17 protein-coding genes are annotated in these 20,663 nt (G+C 51.5%); 6 read left to right on the top strand and 11 right to left on the bottom strand.

The features are described 5' to 3' along the window. The first annotated feature begins 130 nt into the window (after window positions 1-130). The 3 genes from ACI48K_RS01835 to ACI48K_RS01825 are packed head-to-tail and all read left to right on the top strand — an operon-like array spanning window position 131 to window position 3,735. Window positions 131-1,588, top strand: coding sequence for an aminotransferase-like domain-containing protein (locus ACI48K_RS01835; RefSeq protein ID WP_475025858.1), 1,458 nt, complete (start codon window positions 131-133; stop codon window positions 1,586-1,588). A 15-nt stretch (window positions 1,589-1,603) separates the two neighbouring features. Next, window positions 1,604-2,533 (top strand): D-alanine--D-alanine ligase, encoded by a 930-nt coding sequence (locus ACI48K_RS01830; protein WP_475025857.1) that lies wholly within the window; start codon window positions 1,604-1,606, stop codon window positions 2,531-2,533. Then, window positions 2,530-3,735 carry a pyridoxal phosphate-dependent aminotransferase gene (locus ACI48K_RS01825; RefSeq protein ID WP_475025856.1) on the top strand — a complete coding sequence of 402 codons (1,206 nt, stop codon included), beginning with the start codon at window positions 2,530-2,532 and terminating at the stop codon, window positions 3,733-3,735. Before ACI48K_RS01830 ends, ACI48K_RS01825 begins: the two co-directional genes overlap by 4 nt. A 1,046-nt stretch (window positions 3,736-4,781) precedes the next feature. Here the strand turns inward: ACI48K_RS01825 and ald are convergent. Together ald and ACI48K_RS01815 are read right to left on the bottom strand one after the other, a co-directional pair. Further along, window positions 4,782-5,915, bottom strand: a complete 1,134-nt coding sequence (gene ald, locus ACI48K_RS01820) for an alanine dehydrogenase (protein WP_475025855.1) — start codon at window positions 5,913-5,915, stop codon at window positions 4,782-4,784. Window positions 5,916-6,089: 174 nt separating this feature from the next. After that, window positions 6,090-7,325 (bottom strand): PucR family transcriptional regulator, encoded by a 1,236-nt coding sequence (locus ACI48K_RS01815; protein ID WP_475025854.1) that lies wholly within the window; start codon window positions 7,323-7,325, stop codon window positions 6,090-6,092. Window positions 7,326-7,457: 132 nt separating this feature from the next. On the opposite strand from ACI48K_RS01815, the gene alr reads away from it, so the two are divergent. After that, window positions 7,458-8,603 carry an alanine racemase gene (gene alr / locus ACI48K_RS01810; RefSeq protein WP_475025853.1) on the top strand — a complete coding sequence of 382 codons (1,146 nt, stop codon included), beginning with the start codon at window positions 7,458-7,460 and terminating at the stop codon, window positions 8,601-8,603. 414 nt (window positions 8,604-9,017) lie between these two features. On the opposite strand, the gene ACI48K_RS01805 is transcribed toward alr, so the two are convergent. The 5 genes from ACI48K_RS01805 to ACI48K_RS01785 all read right to left on the bottom strand — a co-directional run bounded on the left by ACI48K_RS01805 (window position 9,018) and on the right by ACI48K_RS01785 (window position 14,360). Beyond that, complete coding sequence (locus tag ACI48K_RS01805; RefSeq protein WP_475025852.1) at window positions 9,018-9,767, bottom strand: alpha/beta fold hydrolase; 750 nt, start codon at window positions 9,765-9,767, stop codon at window positions 9,018-9,020. Between the two features lie 2 nt (window positions 9,768-9,769). Next, window positions 9,770-10,204: a pyridoxamine 5'-phosphate oxidase family protein gene (locus ACI48K_RS01800; RefSeq protein ID WP_475025851.1), complete on the bottom strand. Its 435-nt coding sequence runs from the start codon at window positions 10,202-10,204 to the stop codon at window positions 9,770-9,772. Window positions 10,205-10,222: 18 nt separating this feature from the next. Continuing rightward, window positions 10,223-10,582, bottom strand: a complete 360-nt coding sequence (locus ACI48K_RS01795) for a MarR family transcriptional regulator (protein WP_475025850.1) — start codon at window positions 10,580-10,582, stop codon at window positions 10,223-10,225. Between the two features lie 805 nt (window positions 10,583-11,387). Beyond that, window positions 11,388-13,088, bottom strand: coding sequence for an oleate hydratase (locus ACI48K_RS01790; RefSeq protein ID WP_475025849.1), 1,701 nt, complete (start codon window positions 13,086-13,088; stop codon window positions 11,388-11,390). Between the two features lie 708 nt (window positions 13,089-13,796). Continuing rightward, window positions 13,797-14,360 carry a TetR-like C-terminal domain-containing protein gene (locus tag ACI48K_RS01785; protein WP_475025848.1) on the bottom strand — a complete coding sequence of 188 codons (564 nt, stop codon included), beginning with the start codon at window positions 14,358-14,360 and terminating at the stop codon, window positions 13,797-13,799. Window positions 14,361-14,497: 137 nt separating this feature from the next. On the opposite strand from ACI48K_RS01785, the gene ACI48K_RS01780 reads away from it, so the two are divergent. Further along, the gene (locus ACI48K_RS01780; protein WP_475025847.1) at window positions 14,498-15,433 is read left to right on the top strand and encodes an aldo/keto reductase; all 936 of its coding nucleotides are present in this window, start codon (window positions 14,498-14,500) and stop codon (window positions 15,431-15,433) included. Between the two features lie 162 nt (window positions 15,434-15,595). After that, window positions 15,596-17,200: a response regulator gene (locus tag ACI48K_RS01775; RefSeq protein ID WP_475025846.1), complete on the top strand. Its 1,605-nt coding sequence runs from the start codon at window positions 15,596-15,598 to the stop codon at window positions 17,198-17,200. Between the two features lie 791 nt (window positions 17,201-17,991). Here ACI48K_RS01775 and ACI48K_RS01770 read toward each other — a convergent pair. From ACI48K_RS01770 to ACI48K_RS01755, 4 genes are read right to left on the bottom strand one after another with little or no spacing between them, the layout of a single operon-like run. Then, window positions 17,992-18,636: a ThuA domain-containing protein gene (locus ACI48K_RS01770; RefSeq protein ID WP_475025845.1), complete on the bottom strand. Its 645-nt coding sequence runs from the start codon at window positions 18,634-18,636 to the stop codon at window positions 17,992-17,994. Window positions 18,637-18,662: 26 nt separating this feature from the next. Beyond that, complete coding sequence (locus ACI48K_RS01765) at window positions 18,663-19,367, bottom strand: SDR family NAD(P)-dependent oxidoreductase (protein ID WP_475025844.1); 705 nt, start codon at window positions 19,365-19,367, stop codon at window positions 18,663-18,665. 37 nt (window positions 19,368-19,404) lie between these two features. Continuing rightward, a complete protein-coding gene (locus ACI48K_RS01760) occupies window positions 19,405-19,863 on the bottom strand; it encodes a VOC family protein (RefSeq protein WP_475025843.1) in 459 nt (152 codons plus the stop codon). Between the two features lie 40 nt (window positions 19,864-19,903). After that, entirely contained in the window at window positions 19,904-20,356 is a 453-nt protein-coding gene (locus ACI48K_RS01755; RefSeq protein WP_475025842.1) for a VOC family protein, read from the bottom strand. Between the last annotated feature and the right edge of the window lie 307 nt (window positions 20,357-20,663).

Raw genomic sequence — 20,663 nt, 5'->3', positions numbered from 1 at the left:
ATAATAGCGGGACGGAATGGTTTTCCGTCCGCTTGGGGACATCGAACCACCCTCTGGCCAAAAATCCAGGGCGGTGGTTCTTTTATTTTCGACCCGGTTTGTGCCATCATGAGAAGGGGGTGATGCAAGAATGTTTCATGATTTCAAGCTGGACCTGGACCGGCCGGTTTATATTCAGGTGAAGGATTATATCAAATGGCTTATCACCCAGGGGGTTATGCAGACCGGTCAGCGGCTTCCGTCTACCCGGGAGCTGGCCGGTTTGATGGAGGTCAGCCGGGGCAGCGTGATTTCCGCTTACGAAGCGCTTGAGGAAGAGGGGCTGGTATATGTTTTGCAGGGTAAGGGCAGCTTTGTTTCCGCCGTGCCCGCGTCTCACCCGGACGCCGCTTCTCCTTGGCGGATGGACTGGGCGGACCGCTTGAACGGGCATGCGCGTCTGGCCGTGGAGCTCGATCGCATGAAGCACGGCATCCGCGCGGACAAAGACGCGATTTCTTTCACCAGCATTGCTCCCGACGAAAAGCTGTTTGATCTCGATAACGTCAAGCGGGCGTTTCTGGACCGGATGGCGGTGGAAGGCAACATTTTGCTGAACTATGGATATGCCAAGGGCTACAAGCCGTTAATTGATTATCTGCTGCAATATATGGAGCGTAAGGGCGTTAATTTGGAAGGCAAGGACATGCTGATCACGAACGGCTTCACGGAGGGGCTCGATATCGTGCTGACCGCCATTGGCGGGAAAACCGGCGGCGCTGTGCTATGCGAGAACCCAACGCATCAAACGGCGATCAAAAATCTCAAGCTGCATGGTTTTGAGGTCACGGGGATTCCGATGCAAGAGGACGGCATGGATATTGCCGCATTGGAGCGGGCCTTGTCGGAGAAACCTTTTGACTGCGCCTACCTGACCCCTTCGTATCACAATCCGACGGGAATCGTGACAACGGCCGAGAAAAGGCTGGCGATTCTCGGGCTGCTGAATGAACGCCAGATTCCCGTCATCGAAGACGGATTTAACGAGGAACTGCGTTATTCGGGTTCCCATGTAGCCCCTTTGATTGCCATGGCCGGGAAGGGAAACAGCGTGATTTACCTGGGGAGCTTCTCTAAGGTCCTGTTCCCGGGGCTGAGGGTGGGGTGGGTACTGGCGGACCGTGAATTGATCGATGTCCTGGAAAGTGTCAAACGGGCGCGCACCATCCACACCTCGACGCTGGACCAATCTTTGCTGTATCAATATCTCTATAACGGCAATCTGGAGAAGTATTTGAAAAAAGCCCGCGCGGAATATAAACGGAAATATGAATGGACGAAACAATGCTGCGAGGAGTTTATTCCCTACCGCCGAATGTCGGGCAGCGGCGGGCTGCATCTGTTCGTGGAATTCGATGAAAGCTTGGATACCCGCGAGCTGCTGGCGGCTTGCTCCCGGCAGGGCGTCATTTTCACGCCGGGAGAGATGTTTTTTACGGACGGCGGGGGACAAAATACGATGCGGATCGGTTTTTCAAGGGTGTCCGAAGATGATATACGCAAAGGCATCCGGATTATCGGGGAAACGGCCGCGGGAATGCTCGGATAAAGGAGAAATGAGGACATGAAAATCGGCGTAATTATGGGAGGCGTCTCTTCGGAACGGGAAGTTTCGCTGATGACCGGCAGGGAAATGGCCAATCATTTAGATCCGTCCAAATATCAGGTGGAACTGATCGATATCGCCAAACCGGAGGAAATCCTCGTCAAAGTGAAAGGCATCGATTTTGCCCTGCTGGCGCTGCACGGAAAGTTCGGAGAAGACGGAACGGTGCAGGGCGTCCTAGAAACGATGGGCATTCCTTATACGGGCAGCGGTGTTTTGGCCAGCAGCTTGTGCATGGATAAGGATCTGACCAAACGGTTGATCCGGGCCGAAGGGATCATGACGCCGGATTGGCGTCTATGCCTAAGCGACAGTTCGGAGGAGTGGGAGAAACAAAACGCCGGGCTGCGGTATCCTGCATTCGTTAAACCAAACGGCGGGGGATCAAGCATTGGCGTGCAGCGAGTCGGTGATGAAGCCGAATTGCGCCTGGCGCTGGCGGAGGCTTTCCGCTGGGATACCTCGGTGGTGGTAGAAGAAATGATCGCGGGCCAGGAGATTACCTGCCCTGTTCTGAACGGCGAACTGCTGCCGGTTTTGGGGATTCGGGCCAACGGGGCGGATTGGTTCGACTACTCGTCAAAATATGAGGAAGGCGGGGCCGAGGAGCTTCCGATCATGCTGCCGCCGGATGTGGAGACGCGGGTTCGGGCAGCGGCACTGACCTGCTATCGCGCTTTAAAATGCGCCGTTTATGCGCGCATCGACATGATTTTGCAAGCCGGCATTCCTTACGTGCTGGAAGTTAATACGCTGCCGGGCATGACGCGCGGCAGCCTGCTGCCGAGAAGCGCTATGGCGGCGGGAATGGCTTACGGACAGCTGTTGGATCGCCTGATTGAACTGTCCTTGCAGGAGCGGCTGAAGGGTCTGGTGATGGTTCCATGACGGGCCGGGAGTGGATTTCACCGCGAGTTAGGGAAATTCCGCCGTCGGGAATCCGGAAGTTTTTCGATCTCTGCCGGGACCTTGAGGGCGTCATTCCGCTGGGCGTTGGAGAACCGGATTTTACCGTGCCGGAGTCGGTTCGGGCCGCATGCATTCGTGCTCTGAACGATGGCAAAACAGGCTATACCGCGAATAGCGGACTTCCGGAGCTTCGAGAAGAAATTGCCGGTTACCTGAGGGGAAGCTTTAATATGGGTTATGACCCGGACCGGGAAATCCTGGTGACGGTTGGCAGCAGCGAGGCCCTGGACCTGGCGCTGCGCGCCTGCGTGATGCCCGGCGACGAGATTCTGATACCGGTTCCCGGCTACATCGCGTATCCTTCGATCGCTCATTTATGCGGCGGGACCGTCGTGGAGGTGCCGACGTCGGCCGAGGAGCAGTTCAAGCTCACTGCGGCGTCATTAGCCAAGCGAGTCACGCCAAGATCCAAGGTGCTGATCGTTAATTATCCGGGAAATCCGACGGGAGCGGTCATGACGGAGGAAGACTGGCGTCCGGTTGCCGAATTGGCGATTGCCCATGATCTGATCGTCATTTCGGATGAAGTGTATGCCGAGTTGACGTATGGACGACGGCATGTCAGCATCGCATCATTGCCCGGCATGAAAGAGCGGACGCTTGTGATCAGCGGTTTTTCCAAAGCTTTTGCCATGACGGGCTGGCGAATCGGATATGTTTGCGGCAGCCGCGAGCTGCTGGCGGAGATGCTTAAAATCCATCAATACACGGCGATGTGCGCACCCGCGCTTGGGCAAATCGCCGCGTTGGAATCTTTGCGCAGCGGTCTTCCGGCGATGCGGGCGATGAAGGAAACCTTCGGCTTCCGCCGGCGGCGGTTTGTCGAAGGTCTGCGGGAGATCGGGCTTCCCTGTCATGAGCCGCAGGGCGCGTTTTACGCGTTCCCTTCCATCACGCACACCGGCCTGAGCTCCGCCGAATTTGCTGCGCGCCTGCTGCAGGAAGCGGGCGTGGCCGCGGTCCCTGGCCATGTGTTTGGCGCTGGAGGCGAGGGGCATATCCGCTTCTCTTACGCCGCTTCAACCTCGGACCTCGACCGCGCGCTGGAGCGGATGCAACGTTTTTTAAAAGATTTGCGCCATGACTTCGAGAAAGATGCGGATATGCTTGGCGTGATGTGATGTAAACGGGAGATCGAGATCGGAAATGAGCGCTAATTTCAAGGAGTCATCTCGGGGGTGTCGGAAGCGGTCGGGGGAAGAGCTAGCTTGGGAGTTGCGACAATGATCAGTTGTCCATACTGTAGATATCCCTTGATGCGGAAATGAGTATATTTGCTGGATATTGCGGATTGTGTGGATATAGTTGTGGATTACTTGATGTAATATTGTGGAATAGAGTGCATTCATTGATGTAGATTCAAGTGTAGCTCATGGTATAGCGAGTATTGTAGATATTTTTGTGGATGACGGATAGCTTTTTGAAGGTATTGTGGATGCTCTCATGTGCCTCTGGCAAAGGTTAAGCTATAAAATCGGCGGTTAAGAAGCAGGGGAATCCCTAGGAGTAGAATGGGCCGGGGCGCGCCGTGTTCCGTACGCAAGCTCGCATTCGCACCGCCGTGCTCTATGTGCCTTGCTCCGTATGCAAGCTCGCATTCGCACCGCCGTGGCCCATGTGCCTTGCTCCGTACGCAAGCTCGCATTCGCACCGTGTGCACCATGTGCCATGTTCCGTACGCAAGCTCGCATTCGCACCGTGTGCACCATGTGCCGTGTTCCGTACGCAAGCTCGCATTCGCACCGCCGTGCTCTATGTGATATGCGTGTGCTTTGTGTCCCATCCTCCGTGCCCGAGGAAATAAAGGTACGAAATGGCCTTATTGCCGAGAAAATGGACTTTTTTGAGAAAATAGAGGTGTAAAATGGCGCTATTTTGTGAAAAGCGGGGAGAAAAGCTCATATTTTGCTCTTCGGCTTAGAAATAGCGCCCTAAGAGACCGCTATTCCGTAATTGAGAGGTCAGTTTGCCGGAATAACGCCCAATTTTACCGCTAAACTTCCGCAAAGAACCGCTCAAACGTTCTGAGTGCTGGAGCGGTCAAAGCTGCAAAAAAAGCCGAAATCCGCTCAGCCTCATAAATCCTCGGCCCCTGCGTGAAATCGGCACATTTTCACTCTGTTCGTTTTGCGATTCTTTGCATTGGATTCCCTGGCCCCTTTAGCCCCTAACGGGCAAGGCTTCCGCTAAGCTCCAGCGCCCGTTCGACCGGCACGTATTCGATGTGCAGATCGTTGGCGACGGAAGCGTAAGTCACTGCGCCGTTGGCGACGTTAACGCCGCTTCGCAGGGCGGGCCGATCGCTAAGCGCTTTGTAGAGCCCCTTCGAGGCGATTTCCAGCGCATACGGCAGCGTCGCGTTCACCAATGCAAGCGTCGATGTCCGCGGCACGGCCCCCGGCATGTTTGCTACCGCATAGTGGACGACGCCGTGCTTCACGTAAGTGGGGTTGGAATGCGTCGTGATCCGGTCGACGGTCTCGAAAATCCCGCCTTGGTCGATGGCGACGTCGACGATAACCGATCCGGGTTTCATGGCCTTTACCATGTTTTCCTGCACGAGCTTGGGCGCTTTGGCACCCGGGATCAGTACCGCGCCGATGACGAGGTCGGACTGCTCAACGGCTTCGGCAATGTGCTGCGGGTTGGACATTAACGTCTGCAGGCTGGCCCCAAAAATGTCATCGAGCTGGCGCAGCCGTTCGGGGTTCAAATCGATGATCGTCACGTCTGCGCCCAGGCCGATCGCGACTTTAGCCGCATTGGTTCCCACGACGCCTCCCCCGATGATCGTGACTTTCCCGCGTCTTACGCCGGGTACGCCGCCGAGCAAAATGCCTTTGCCGCCGTGCGGTTTTTCCAGAAGCTGCGCTCCAATCTGCACCGCCATCCGGCCGGCGACTTCGCTCATCGGCGTGAGAAGCGGCAGGGTTTTGTTGACTTCGACCGTTTCATAGGCAATGGCGGTTACGCCTTTTTCTTTTAAAGCCGCGGTGAGCTCAGGCTCCGGCGCCAAATGCAGGTAGGTAAACAAGATGAGCCCCTTACGGAAAAATTCGTATTCTCCCGGCTGAGGTTCTTTCACCTTCATGACCATATCCGCGCTCCATACTTCGGCGGCCTGCTGGATAATGGCGGCACCCGCCGCCGCGTATTCCGCATCCGTAAAGCCGCTTCCGGCCCCGGCATTTTTTTCGATCAGGACTTGGTGTCCTGCGTTTACCAGCGAATATACGCCGGAGGGCGTAATAGCTACCCGGTTTTCATTGTTTTTGATTTCTTTCGGTATTCCGACGATCATAGGTCTTCCTCCTTTGTTAGAAAAATTAACGCCGACATCATTCTCTACGGCAGCACATCTGCGAAACGGAATATGCTGTCAGTTTACTTGACATTAGTATAGGACAGGTGAGGCCGCTTTTGTTTGTGGAGAACCTACAAAAAAAACGGCCGGGTTTGTGAAAATCACCAAACCTCAGCCATTGCCGAATTTCGCTGCCTTTAGTTCTAAGTATATCGTAATTTTCTGATCCATATTCATAAGGTCGATGCTGCCGATTTCGCCGATCCGCTTCAGCCGGTAGTTCAGCGTATTCGCATGCACATGCAGCGTATCGGCTGCCGTTTTGACGTTGCCGTCATGGGATAAAAACACTTCCAGCGTGTGAAGCAGGTCGCTGTGGTGCTCAAGATCGTAAGCTTTCAGCTTGACAAGGCCTTCACTGCCGCCTTCGTGTCTGCCGGCCTCCTGCCAAATCAGCGGCAGATACCGGTAATACCCCAGATCCGAATAATAAACGGTGCCTTTCGTTTCTTCCCGGAAACGCCGCTTAATCTGCAGCAGAATCAGCGCTTCCCGGTAGCAGGCTTCCAGCCTGCCGTACTCCTCATATAAACTGCCGCTGGCGAGGCCCGCGTAATGCTCCTTGAAAAAGGCGCGCAGACTGCCGTCCATGAACTCGAGATAACTGACGACGTCTTCTTTGTTTCGGTGAACGAGCGGAGCGGCCAACAGGATCAGCTGGTTGTTGTCGGCAACCCGGAGTGTGATGCGGCAGGAGGAGGAAACGGCGGAAAATTTCTCGATCGTCTGCTGCTGCCAGCGCTCCGTGGCTTCGGAGGAGAAATCAATCACGATAATGTGAAATAGCGGCGGCAGGACGATTCCGATTTTGTGCGCCTTTTCCTGGATCACGGCCTCGGAATCGATATGGCCGGTCAACAGCTGCCAGAAAAAGTTTTTGTGCGATTCGTCTTCCTTGTGGCGCTGCATCTGCCAGCGGGCCATTTTGGCCCGAGCTGCCCCGGCCGCCTGCTTCAGAATGGTCATTTCCTGCGGAGAAAAGGCGTTCCCGTTTTCCACGACCCAAATGTAACCAAGCACTTCGGTGTTTGAACGGATGGCCACGGCTACGCGTCCGCTGAGTCCGACATCGTCGATGGCAGCGACCCGGATCGGGTCCTCGCTTTCCAGCAGCCGGCCGATGACGCCGTCATGCCACAAGCTGCTGATCACCTTGTCCGGAACGCGCCGTCCGACGATTGTGGCAAGCCTGGCCGCGTCCGTCTCGGGAACATGCGAGCTGTAGGCGACAAGCCGGTGGTTGACATCCTCGATCGTCACCGGGCGGCCGAGCACTTCGTTGATTTTTTCGGCGAGCATTTCCAAACTATCGGAATGAAATTCAAACAAATCCGGTTCCTGCCGCATGACCATGACCTCCGTAATTTGTGTGTCAGCACAAAAGCTTTTCGGAATTTTCGGGGTTTGGGACAAACCGCGATTTTTAAAGATGCTTTATACTGTTTTCTAATTTTATGAAAAGAAAAGAGGCGACGTTATATGATATCGGCCAATCAATTTACCGGATATCGGGATACGTGGGCGGAAATTTCGCTGGAAGCGATAGCGCATAACGCCGCTTTGTTTCGCGCCCAGACTGCGGCGGGCTGCCGGCTGATGGCCGTCGTAAAAGCGGACGGCTACGGCCACGGGGCCGTCGAAACGGCTCGCACCGCTCTGTCGGGCGGAGCGGAATATTTGGGCGTCGCCCTTGTGGACGAAGCGCTTCGTTTGCGTGAAGCCGGCATTGATGCGCCGATTCTTGTGCTGGGTTATACGCCTCCGTATGCCGTCGATGCCGCAATAAGTCACGGGATTACCATGACGGTGTACTCGGAAGAGGTGCTCGCCGAAGCGATCACCTGCGCAAGCCGCCGGCACAAAGAGGCGCGTATTCACCTCAAGCTCGATACCGGGATGAGCCGGATCGGGTTAACGTCGGCCAAGGCCGTCATACGGCTGGCTCGAAAGGTGCTGGCTTCTCCGCTTGTTCGCTTGGAGGGGGTGTTCACCCATTTTGCCGATGCCGATGGAGAGGATCCGGCGTTCACCGAGCGGCAATTCGAGCGATTTTGCAGCTGCATAGAGGCCCTGGAAGCCGAAGGGATATTTATTCCGATCAAACACTGCTGCAACAGTGCGGCAGCCATGCGCTTTCCGCAGATGCGCCTGGACATGATCCGAGTAGGCATCGCCATGTACGGCTTGTTTCCTTCCGAAGAGCTGCGGCAGCCGCAGTTTCCGCTCATGCCGGCGATGCAGCTCAAAACGTCTATCGCCGCCATCAGGCAGGTTTCCGAGGGGCAAACGGTTGGATATGGACGCACATACCGGGCTCCTTCGAATCGGCTTGTAGCCACGCTTCCGATCGGTTATGCCGACGGCTTGCCCCGAGCGCTGTCCAATAATGGATACGCGCTCGTCCTGGGCCGCCGAGTACCGATCATCGGGCGAATTTGTATGGACCAGACCATGTTGGATGTCACCTCGCTGGCAGGTGTGCAAGTCGGCGACATCGCAACTTTGATCGGCGGAGCAGCAGTGGTTGAACGGGTCACGGCGGAAGAAACCGCAGCGCTGGCAGGCACCGTGAATTACGAGATCGTTTGCGGAATCGGCGCACGGGTTCCCCGTACCTATCGATAAATGAACAAAGGCTTCATTTATACTATTTCAAAACCACGGGGAAGGGTGACGGACATGGTTAAACTTATAACCGAAAAAGTCTGTCATATAACCAAACTGTATGTGTCATGTTATATATCATGCTAGTCACATATTAATTCAAACCGGTTCTTAGGTAAAGTGATTTTTATGAGGTTTGACTCGTAATTGCCGATGAATACGGAAAAATTGAATTTCAGGAATGGAAAATGCCAAGTGTTCAATAGATGATGTCATGATTTCTCACAGGTAAGCTATATGCCGTTTCATGCTGAGGGATAGGGATACCGGAAAAATGAAACACATATTGATAGTTCTAAATAGCGCGAAAACAGCCAAACTCACCCGATCAAAGGATGAGCTTGGCTGTCCAAAGCTTATTGCCGGATTAAGTTTTCATTCCACGAACTGCAGAAATGCAAGGATTCGATCGTTTACCTCTTTCACATTCTGCGTCGGCATGTGCGGACGGTGATTGCCTCCGGGAACGACCCATATATCGGCCTGGGGGCATCTCGTTTGCATAACAAGCAATTTCTGCCGTGAGGTAAAGGGGTCGTTTTCTCCTCCAATCAACAGCATCGGCATGGTCAGCTTGGCCCATTCGCTATTCGTCAAGCTGGGGTACTTCCGCCAATCGGCGACGCTCTGGCGCATATGATGCTCCCAATCACCGCCGTGCGCCTCGGCATGCACCACCTTCAACCGCTCAATAAAGGCGGTTTGATGATTTCGGATCAGCGCTTCGGGCTCATATTCATCCGATCCCGCGGGATCGGGAACGCCGCCGCAGCCGATCGTCGTTAGGCTCCGCACCATTTCGGGATGCTTTGCGGCCAAGTGAAGCGCAACTCCGCCACCCAGGCTGTACCCGATTATATGTGCCTTTTCGATATGTAACGAAAGGAGAAATTCCGCCATATCTTCGGCAATTCGCGGCGTATCCCAATCTTTGCTTCTGCCGGTTGTGCGGCCATGTCCCCGGAAGTCGGGCAGCAGGCAGCGGTAGTCATGGAAAAAGGGCTGTATTTGACCGCCGAATGCGATGATGCCGCGGCTGTATGCGCTGTGCAGGAAGAGAATAGGGTCGCCGATTCCGATATCCTCATAAAAAACGGAACAATCGCTGACCTCCCGATATGGCATTGTTACCACTCCCGGGTTTGATCTACGCTGAACAAATGCTTTTGCAAGCCGTGATAGTAATTTCCCTTGTCCGCCGTGAAACGCAGAATGCAGTAATCCGGGTCAGTAGGGCCGAGCGGATAATACTGCTCGTCGCCTTCCTGCCAGAAGTCCAGCTTCGTTTCATTATCGAGGAATGCCTGCATTTGTCCTGTGAGCATCAGGCCGTGAAAATTCTCCGCGTCCGCGAAATAGATGCACGCCTGCGGACGTTTGAGCCATTGGGCCGTACGGATAGCGGAAGTATTCGTCGAGAACCAAAAGGTTTCTAATCCCTCGTGCCTCCGATTAAACATGGTTTTGGCATTCGGAAACCCCTCGTCATCGATGGAGCAGGTTATCGCATCGCGGCTGCTTTCGATTAAATTGATAATGTCGCTGATGGCTTGACGTTCCACTTCAAATCATCCTCCCGATCAAATCTCCAAATTTTCAATAATTCGATCCAGCCATTTTTCGAATTCCACGATTTCCGTTTCCGAAAATCCCTTATAAAATAAAACGTTCATCTGTTCGGATACCCGGTCGTATTCTTCGCGGTACTCTTTGGCTTTTTCCGTAATGGAAATGATGGTTTGCCTGCGGTTTTGAGGGTCGGGAATTCTTCGGATCAGGCCGCTTTCTTCCATTCGGTCAAGCATGCTCGTTAATGAGGTCTTCGCAAGCGAGGTCAACCGCCCGATTTCCGTAATCGTAAGCCTTTCGTGTTCCCAAAGCACGTACAAAATTCTGCCCTGCGCGCCGTTAAAAGCATCTACGCCGCTTTCCTTCAGCATTTTCTCGAATACCCGGCCCTGGAGCTGTTTGATCCTGGAGATTAAGAAACCGCCGTTGGTTTTCGTATGTTCCGACCTCCTTTTCTATATAGTATAGTCCTATATAGTACTTTGTAAAGAAGATTATAAAAGTTCAACGCGAAAAAAAATCATAATCCCCCGTCAAACGGGTGGTTTTTTCTAAGGCAATAAGCTGATATTGCCGGGTCGCGTCTAAAAGCGCCGGCTTTTACTTCGTCCGCGCTTCTATGCCAAGCCGAACTCAATTTTATTGGCGCTCGATGAACCGAAGAACTCCCATCTGGAGCTCGAAGCCAGCTTATTTGCGATCCAATAAAGGGAAAATCTCCCGCTAATTCAAGCAAATTGAGGATTTACGGCTAATTAACTGGAAATGCTCCCACTAATTTTGGCAAACGAGGTAGTCTACGGCCTAAATCAATGATTTAGCTGGAGAATTTCCAGTTATTGCTCAGCCAGTTTCAATAAGGGGCGAATTAACAGGAGAATTCCCAGTTAATGTGGTTCCATCGCTGAAAAGCGGTATGAAGAGCCTATATTGAGTTAACGAGGTGCTGACCATTAAATTACCTTTTCCTTTCGTTATACGTAGTAGCTTGGATCACTCCTATATATAACGTCTGCATCAGGTAGTTTTGCTTGCTATTAAGCCTCGGTTATACCACACACATAGCCGAGTGGTTTTCTGTTTCCCCACGCTTAACGTGCTCAAATGGCTGAAGCATTAATAAGAAAGGCGCGCCGATCGATCGGCGCGCCCTAGGTAGATCTACTTTAAAGTAACTTAACGAATCAGCAGCTTGGCGATTTCCGTCCCGGACAACAGCTGTCCGAGCGTTTTGTCGAGCGGCAGCGGCTTGTTGCCGAGACAGGTTCTTACGGCGTTCAGCAGGACGCGGACATCGTAGCGGCTCGGATAAACCGGGATCACCTCTTTTTCCAGATCAAGCAGCCGGTATGCCGCCGTCATGGCCGTTCTCACGGAATATTCGACCGTAAATACGCAGTCGTCCGGCACTTCGGCAAATTGGCCGAGGAAGGCGAGGTTTACGCTGCCTTGCGGAACGACCTGCGGGCGATCGCCCAGCACGCGCGGCATGAACTGAGAAGTGATGTAAGGCATCATGACAGGAATGACGTTGGTTGTATGCTCGAGAATTTCCGGGATACGGTCTTTCAGTCCCATGTGGTAAAGAAGCTCTTCAAACAGCTCGCGTCCGGTACAATCGGCCATGGTTTTGTTCACGTAATTGCCGACCGCATCCGGGAACAAACCGTAGGCCCAGAGGACTTTTACGTTTTCCGGCTGGTTGATGAAATGAGGCTGCTTCGGGGCAGTCCAGGACATCAGCCAGTTGGAATCCTTGATGGTTACAACGCCGCCCATGCCGGGCAAGTCGCCGGTCAAATCCAGCAAATATGGGAACACGATGTCGTCGTCGGTAAGAGTAATCGTAAACGAAAGCCATTTGGTTTTATCGATATCTCCGCAGAATACTTCCGGGTGTCCGAAATCAGGAGATTTGGCGGCCAGCTTTTCCCACAGGCTCCAGCAGCCCCGTTCGCTGACGGAACGGTTAAGGATCGCCGGATGATCCAGATCGCCGCGGGTCGAGTTTTCCGTCATGGAACCGTTAGTTACCATCACGAGATCGTCTTTGGTGGTAGCGATCTTTTTTGGGGAGCCGTTTACGAGCAGATGGATGCCCGTCACGGTTTTCGCGCCGCCCGTGAAGTCAACGTCCAAATCCACCACCTGGTGGCCGGCGTCAAAGTTGACGCCCTGTGCTTCAAGCCATTTCATCAGCGGCAGAATCAAGGAATCGAACTGGTTGTATTCGGTATGAAGAATACCTTTCAATTGATTCATTCCGCCGATCAGGTGCATGAAACGTTCCATATAACGTTTGACTTCCACGACGCTATGCCAGTTTTCGAAGGCGAACATGGAGCGCCAGAAATACCAGAAGTTCGTTTCCAGGAAGCTTGGGTCAAAAAACTGCTCAATCGTTGTCGCGCCGAGCTTTTCTTCCGTCAGCATGGCCAGCTTGCCAAGCTCGAGAGAGTGGGCGGTGGACAGTCCCAGCGAAGAGAAATCCGCCTTTTGTCCGGCCTTTTCCACGAGCCGGCAGTGGGACTCGATCGGTTCCGCCAGATTCAGTTCGCGGAATTCGTCGAGCACGGTCCGGTCCGGGTTGGTGAGCGAAGGGATGAAGCCAAACAGCTCCATAAAGGTCTCGAAATGCTCTTCGATTTCGCGGCCGCCGCGGGCGCTGTAACCGTCTTTGGCATTGCCGGCTCCATCCATGGAGCCGCCGTAAATGGCGGATTCTTCGAAAATGTGAATATTTTTGCCGGGCATATGACCGTCACGGATGAGGAATGCCGCGGCCGAAAGCGAACCGATTCCTCCACCGACCAAATACGCCTTTTTGGAAGCGATGCCTTCCGGAACCCGCGGATGAATTCTTTGATAAGTACCCATTGCAATCTTCCTTTCCCGTTTAAAGTAGGTTTGATCTGCCTTTAATATACCCACGGAAAAGAAAGAAAACCATGAACATCCAGCCGCAAATGTCCAGGGTTTGCACACTTGAATAACATTGTGTCATTTATGAAAAATATATGAATGCTAAAAGTTTAATCAAAGATTACGTATAGCAGGCAGTCGTGTAAAATGCTCTTTCGATCGCTGTTGTTCCCGGATTTCTTTGATTAAGTAAATGTTCCGCTCTATTGCAAAAATTAACGGGAAACGCCCTTGTTAATTAAGGAGTTGCTGAGTTCTAGTAAAATTAACGGGAAACCCTCCCGTTAATGTAACAGCTATCGAGTCGTAGCCAGAATTAGCTGGAAAGCTCCGGATAATTCCGGATATTTTCCCACTCAGAGTTCAAAAGCGTGAAATTAACAGGAGATTTTCCCGGTAATCCTCGCAAAACCGAAAATCCCGCCAAATTAGCGGGAATATTTCCAGTTAGTTGGAGGAATCAAGGAGAGCAGGCGGAACGAAGATGGGCCATGAGTATTGGTTAGTTGTATTGCACGCAGCGGAAATCAGCCCTGGAGAACATCAACCGCTCTAATGCAAAAATTAACGGGAAATCTTTAAGTTCCCTGTAGTTCTTGATTTGGGGAGGAACACTACATTCACTTTTGAAAGCCTATTTTACCGAAGGGCTCGAATTGGCTTTTAACCGGCAACGTAGTTCTGCAGGCTTCTGGCGATGTTGCCGTCCATGATTTTGGCCACCTTGTCGACGATTTCGATCGGGTCCGTTTTGGTGCCCGTTTTAAGCCATTCGATGACCTGCTGCAGGATTGCCATGGCAAAAAAATCGGCCACCTCCTGCTTGGATCTTGTGGTTACGGGAAGCCCGTCCGCCAACTCGTTTACGACTTCGATGATGACATCATAAATGACGCCGTACAAAAATTTCTCCAGATGCTCACGCCCCATAGAGTGGAAGGTGTTCAGGCAAATGGTTTTATTTTTCTCAGTATAACGCAGCACGCTTAGGAAGCCTTGCTTCCAGCCCGCATAATTGCGGAACTCCTCAAGGCCTTCAATGACTTCGATTTGATAAACCCAGCCGAGAAGCTCGTAAATATCCTGAAAATGATTGTAGAAGGTATGCCGCGTTACGCCGCAATCCGCCGTCAGCTGCTTGATCGTGATTTTATTGAGCGGTACGGTCAGCATCAGCTTTTTCAAGGAACGGGCCAGAGCGTTTTTGGTGATTTGTGAATATGACATTTGACATAAATCCCTCCAATATCCGCAAATGATTGGATTCGCCGACTTGATGACATGGGAAAATCGATTCATTTAGTATAACATTAGTGATAGGTACGGAACAAAAGGCTCTGGAGCCATCAATAGGAGTGAACAGGATGAATAAAAGACAATACGGCGTTACGGGCAAATCCGTTTCCGAAATCGGTTTCGGTGCGTGGCAGTTGGGCAATCGGCAGGATTGGGAAGCGATGGAGGACGCGGAGGCGATCGCTCTGGTTCACGAAGCCATGGATAAGGGCATCAACTTTTTCGATACCGCTCCGAACTATGGGCTTGGACGCAGCGAAGAACTGCTGGGACAAGCGCTTGAAGGAAGACGCGGCGAAGTGGTCATCAACAGCAAATTTGGACATTGGCCGGACGGCCATACCGATTATTCCGCAGATCAAATCAGAGCTTCGGTCGAGCAAAGCCTGAAGCGCCTGAAAACGGATTACCTCGACTCGGTTATCATCCACAATCCGCCGTTTGATCATCTGGACGGGAAATACGGTCATTACCGGGTGATGGAGGAACTGAAGCGGGACGGTAAAATTCTGGCTTACGGCGTGTCCGTCGATTCCAGTAAGGACATGCGCGAAGCGATGAAGGATCCCGGCGTCGGCGTGATGGAAGTCATGTTCAATATCTTTTATCAGGAAACCGCGGAGGCCTTCCGGGAAGCCAAAGACAGAAACATCGGATTAATTATCAAGGTGCCCCTTGATTCCGGCTGGCTTTCCGGTAAATACGGCAGCAACAGCACCTTTGAGGGAATCCGCAGCCGCTGGTCTCCGGAAATCATACAGGCTCGTTCGGAACTGCTTGAGAAGATCCGTTTCATCACCGATGCCGAAACTTCCATGACGATGGCCGCGCTCCGCTTTATTCTGGCTTATTCCGAAGTATCCACGGTCATTCCGGGGGTCAGAAGCCGTGCTCAACTCGCGGAAAATGTCTCGGCAAGCAAGGCTGTGATGCCGCTTGAGCATGTTGCCAAACTGCAGGCGCTGTGGAAAGACGAAATTCAGAGCAAAAATCTGGGCTGGTAAGGCGTAAAGTCATGCTGCAAAAGGGCCGGCAGTGATATAATTGATATGAAAAGCCTAAAGTTCGTGCGATAATAAGCTTTGTATCAGTCCGCTGTTTATGTAAGCGCGAACATGGCTTGAGGGACATCAATTACCCGAGTAATCAGGGGCAGGTGACGGAATGTGGCGAACGAAAAAATAAAGGTTCTGATCGTGGATGATGAATATCTGGTAAGGAACCTCCTCAAGAATTGCATCAATTGGGATTACCTCAATATGGATATCGTCGGCGAAGCCTCGAATGCCAATGAAGCGATTGATTTGGTCGATCAGTACTTGCCGGATATTATTTTCACGGATATTTATATGCCGATTATAGATGGTATCACCTTTAGCGAAATGGCCTTGAAAAAGCACCCGGAGACGAAGATTGTGATTCTTACGGGCTATGATGATTTCCAGTACGCGCAGCGAAGCATCCGCATCGGAATTTCCGATTATTTGCTGAAGCCGATCAACGACGAAGAAGTTCTGCAGACCGTGACCAATTTGAAATCGGTGATCGAGCAGGAGCGGCGAAGCAGCAGCGAGTATTCCAAGCTGAGAAGCCGTCTGTACGATAATCTTCCGTATTTGAAGGACCGTTTTTTCAACGAACTGCTGGAGGAAGTAGCCGATAAGAAGCTGACCACGGAGAAAATGTCGTTCCTTGGAGTCAATTTCAAGTATGACAGCTTTCAAATCGCGGCCATCGAGGTCAATCCTGCGGAGAATAAAGCGATCAGCGAAGAAAAGCGGCTCATGCACAGCATGGAAATCCTGGATATCGTGAATCAATTTTTCGGGGCGAACCGCTACTTAATCACGTTTTTTGATTCGATGAACCGTATTATTATCCTTAACAACGACGAAAACACGGATTTGTACGAAAAGTGCGAACATCTGAGGGAGCAGATCATCGGAAAAACGTCCTGTTCGATTTGCATCGGTCTCGGCAACGTCAAAAGAGACGTGAACGAAATCAATTATTCCTACAAAGAAGCGCTCGAAGCGATCAACTATCGGATTGCGGTCGGCAATAACGTCATTATTTTGTACAACCATATCGACCTGTATAATAAGCATAATTCATGCGATGTGAACAACAGCTACAACAAGCTTGGCTTTTATATTAAAGCCGGTCTGAAGGACAAGGTTCAGGAAACGATCGACGAGATCTACGAGAATCTGGACCTGAAGGATAAAACGGTCATCAATTATATCCGCAAAATTGCGATGAATATCCATATGATCTGCCTGCGCAAGCTGACGGAATACGGCCTTGACCCGGATGAAGTGCAAAGGTTCGAAGTGGAGCTGTACAATTATTTCGTGCTGGACACGATTCCGGACGTCAAAAAATACCTGAACGAGACTGCCGAGAAAACGATGGCGATCATCAGCGACCATCAGCTGCATAAAATCAGCAATTCGATTGACGACATCAAGAAATACGTCGATGAAAATTACGCCGACAGCACGTTGTCGCTGACCAGTCTGGCCAAAGTCTTTTTCCTGAACCCGAGTTATCTCAGCCGCACTTTCAAAAAAGAGGTCGGAACCAATTTCGTGGAGTACCTCACGACGATCCGGGTGGAAAAAGCGATTGCGCTGCTTCGCGAACAGGATTTGAAGGCGTTTGAGATCGCCAAAGCGGTAGGTATTTCCGACTCCAATTATTTCAGCACCTGCTTTAAGAAATTTACCGGCATTTCCGTAAGCGATTACCGGAAAACGCTGAAGCAATAAAAAAACCGAAAGCGGGCACTTTCTTCAAAGTGTCCGCTTTCGGTTTACCACCGTTCAATATTAGCCTTGCTTGTTCCATAAAATCTGTAGAGTTAGTTATTAGCATTCCTAGCTATAATCGTCAGTTGCAATACAATGTGTATTGAAGCTATTTAAAACTTTGTTAAAGTGCCATCCCCTGCACCACAGATATGTGATCGAACTGGAAATAACGGGGCTTATCTGTCGGTGCTATATTCATGGCTAAACGCAGCACCTGACTAGGGGGGCTGATTAAAGGCACCTGACTGCAGATGACTAAGGGAAACTAAGGAAACATGACTAAATGCTCTGACTAGGGCCCCCCACAAAATAGCGGCACGTTAAGGTCTTATTTACCGGATTCCAGCGCATTTCTCACCAATAGAGGCATTTTGGGGCCTTATTTTCCAGCAAACAGGCAAAAAGCGGTAATTCCCCGACGATTCGGGAAAATAGCGCCTTTTCGGGCCTCTATTTCGCGCCAAACGGGGAATATTGCTCCAATAGCGCCCTTTTGTTCCCTTATATCTTTTCTCCTTCAAGATATCATTCAATTCTTATTTTGAGATACTTATTCAACTTGACCCGAATGTGGCGGAGGAGCTGTTTGGTCATTTGGGCCAAAATGTTCATTCGAACCGGTGGTATACGGAAAGAGGTTGTCCCTCGTCATCTGTGATCGCTGGGAACAACCTCTTGTTTGGGTTACACTTCACATTTACTTGGCGGAAAGGCTCTTTTTTCGTCAGATACTCTCGAACGTTATGTGCTTATACCAGCCACTGCACCGATTCTTTGACCAATCGGATCAGCTCCGGATTCGTTAATCCTTCGATTCTATGTGTTGGCGTGATGCAGCAGACCCGGCCCTGTCCAAAATTGTGCGCCCATCCGGCCATCGATGCCCCGTCGCTCGACTTCGAGCCCAAGAATACGTTGGTGTTCGGCAGGTCGCATTCCACGAAGTAGTGCTCGTCGATCGCTTCGAAAGTGACGGGTTTTCCGAGAAAGCAAGGTTCTCCGTAAGGCTCGTAGGTGACGATTTTATTCACGCGCGGATGGAATTTGAACACGCCTCTAAGCATAGTGGCATATGGGCCTTCCTCCGGGTAGGAGGCCAATCCCGCGTGCCATGCCAGCAAGCTGCCGCCGTGGTAGACATAATCGGAAAACTTGTTTTCGATGTCCGGCGTCATCCAGTTGTAGACCGTTTCCTCTGTCGGATTGACGCGGTTTTCCTTGTTTATGATGATCAAATCGGGGTGTTCGCTTAAGGCCGACTCGATGTCCCCGGTTTCGATATCATGCAGTTCGAGCAGGTCATCCAGCGGTTTGATCGCTTCCTTCAACGTTTTGAGAATGAGGTCGTGATCATGATAGTAATCTCCCAAAAGCGCAAAAACTTTTTTCTTCATGCTTCCCCCTCCAATCAACCTAAAACTTAAAGCTCCATCGGTTCGCCTTTGTAGTTGATGAAGCCAGTTCCGTTATCCTGCACCGCTTTGGCTCCGGTCGCGATTTGGAAAATGCTTTCCGCAGATTCCATCGGCTCGATTTGCGCGTACGTACGGCCCATTTCCGTATTCATACGGCCGGGGTGCATGGCATAAATACGGCATTGGTCCCCGATGGTCGCCCGAAATACGAATACCGCTTTGTTGGCGGCGGCTTTGGAGATCGAGTAGGCCGGATATACGTCGCCGTTGATGGACACGCTGCCGGCTTCGGAAGTAATCATGATCATCAGGCCTTTGCCGCCATCCCGCATGATCGGCAGAAATTGCTGCATGACGTTAACGGTGCCTACCGTGTTCACCTCAAGCGAAATGCGCAGGTCTTTCAGGCTGCCGTTCACGATCGTGTCTTCCCGGTCTCCGCGCATGAGCACGCCCGCCACATTGATCAGAATGTCGACTTGGCCAAATAAGTGTTTGGCGGTTTGGACCGCCTCTTTGATCGATTCTTCATTGGAAACGTCCATAGGAACCAAGGTGAGATTATTTTTGTGAGAATCGGCGAGAGCTTGAATCTCGGGCGATTCGTCGGCGCCGAATACGCCGGCGATGACGTTGTGGTTATTTTGGGCAAACACATTGGCCAGACAGTATCCGAGCCCGCGATTTGCGCCGATAACGACGATGTTCATAGCATGTTCCTCCGTTAATGTTAGTAAGAAGCTTCGATTAGTTGTCGTTTTCCAGCAATTCGAGCATCAATTTGAGGTCGTTTTGGCTGTCGATATAGGTATATCTGCCGGTATCCCATCTGCCGGTTTGTACCATCGGCATGCCCATTTGTTCCAATTTGGCCACTTTTCCTTGGGTATCTTTCACGTAAAAAGCGATATGATGCACGCCTTCGCCGTGGGTGTCGAGAAATTCGCGCCAAGTGGACGGATTGTGGTCCGGCTCGATCAATTCGATTTCCACCGAACCCGGAGTTCGGAAGAACATCAGCTTGGCTCTGGCTTCGGTCGGATTGTTTTTGTAATGAATATCGGAGTCTTCAAAAGCGCCCGTCAATTCGACGGGAGGAAGATCCACGCCGAGGAAGTCTGCGTATTTCTTGCCGGTTACCTCGATATCGTTAACGATAAGACCAATTTGAGCTACTACTTTTACGCCAAGAACGCCTTTTTCCATGTTACTGCACCATCCATTCTTTAAAATTTTTACTTTAAGATTAGTTTTTGGGTTCGTATTTAATGTTGAGCAGCACGCCGAGCTTTTCTTCGCTGTCGACGACGGTGTAGTTTCCTCCGGTGTATTCGCCGTAATGGCGAACCGGAATATTTCTTGCTTCCAACGCCTTCAGGGCTTCTTCGCGGTTTTCCACAGTGAATCCGATGTGGTGGACGCCTTCGCCTTTTTCGTCGAGGAATTCCTTCCACGAACTTGGATACTCATCCGGTTCGGTCAGTTCCAGGACCACCGCCCCCAGGTCAAAAACGCAAAGTTTGGCGCGGGTTCCGGTAGGGAGCCCTCTATATTTCGTATGGCTTTCTTCTTCCGGCGCGATTTGCCAGATGTCAGGCACTTTGACGCCGAAGATATCGGCATAGTTTTTGGCCGTTGCTTCGATGTCTTTGACGACTAAAGCGATCTGGCAGATTTGTTTCGGATCGATGATTCCCATGTTTGTCTCTCCTTATAGTGGAATTATATTTATAAACGCGCGGATACGGCAGACAATGATGCGAATAAATTGATCTGAATAAGGTGGAGGGGCAGCCATGTGAAACGTTCCTTCGATCGCTGTTGTTCACGGATTTCTTTGAATATTTCAATTCAGATAGGGTTGAAATCCGCTCACAAAGGCGACCACTGCCGTTTCTGCCAGAACATTTCACACTTTTGCCTAGCACCTTTATCATAAAGGACATTTCGCCTTCATCGTCTTTAGCTCAGCAGGGGGAGCAAGCCCCCTAACAACCGCGCGCTTA

Source organism: Paenibacillus terrisolis (genome assembly GCF_056171975.1).
This window is presented reverse-complemented; position numbering and strand designations above follow the sequence as displayed.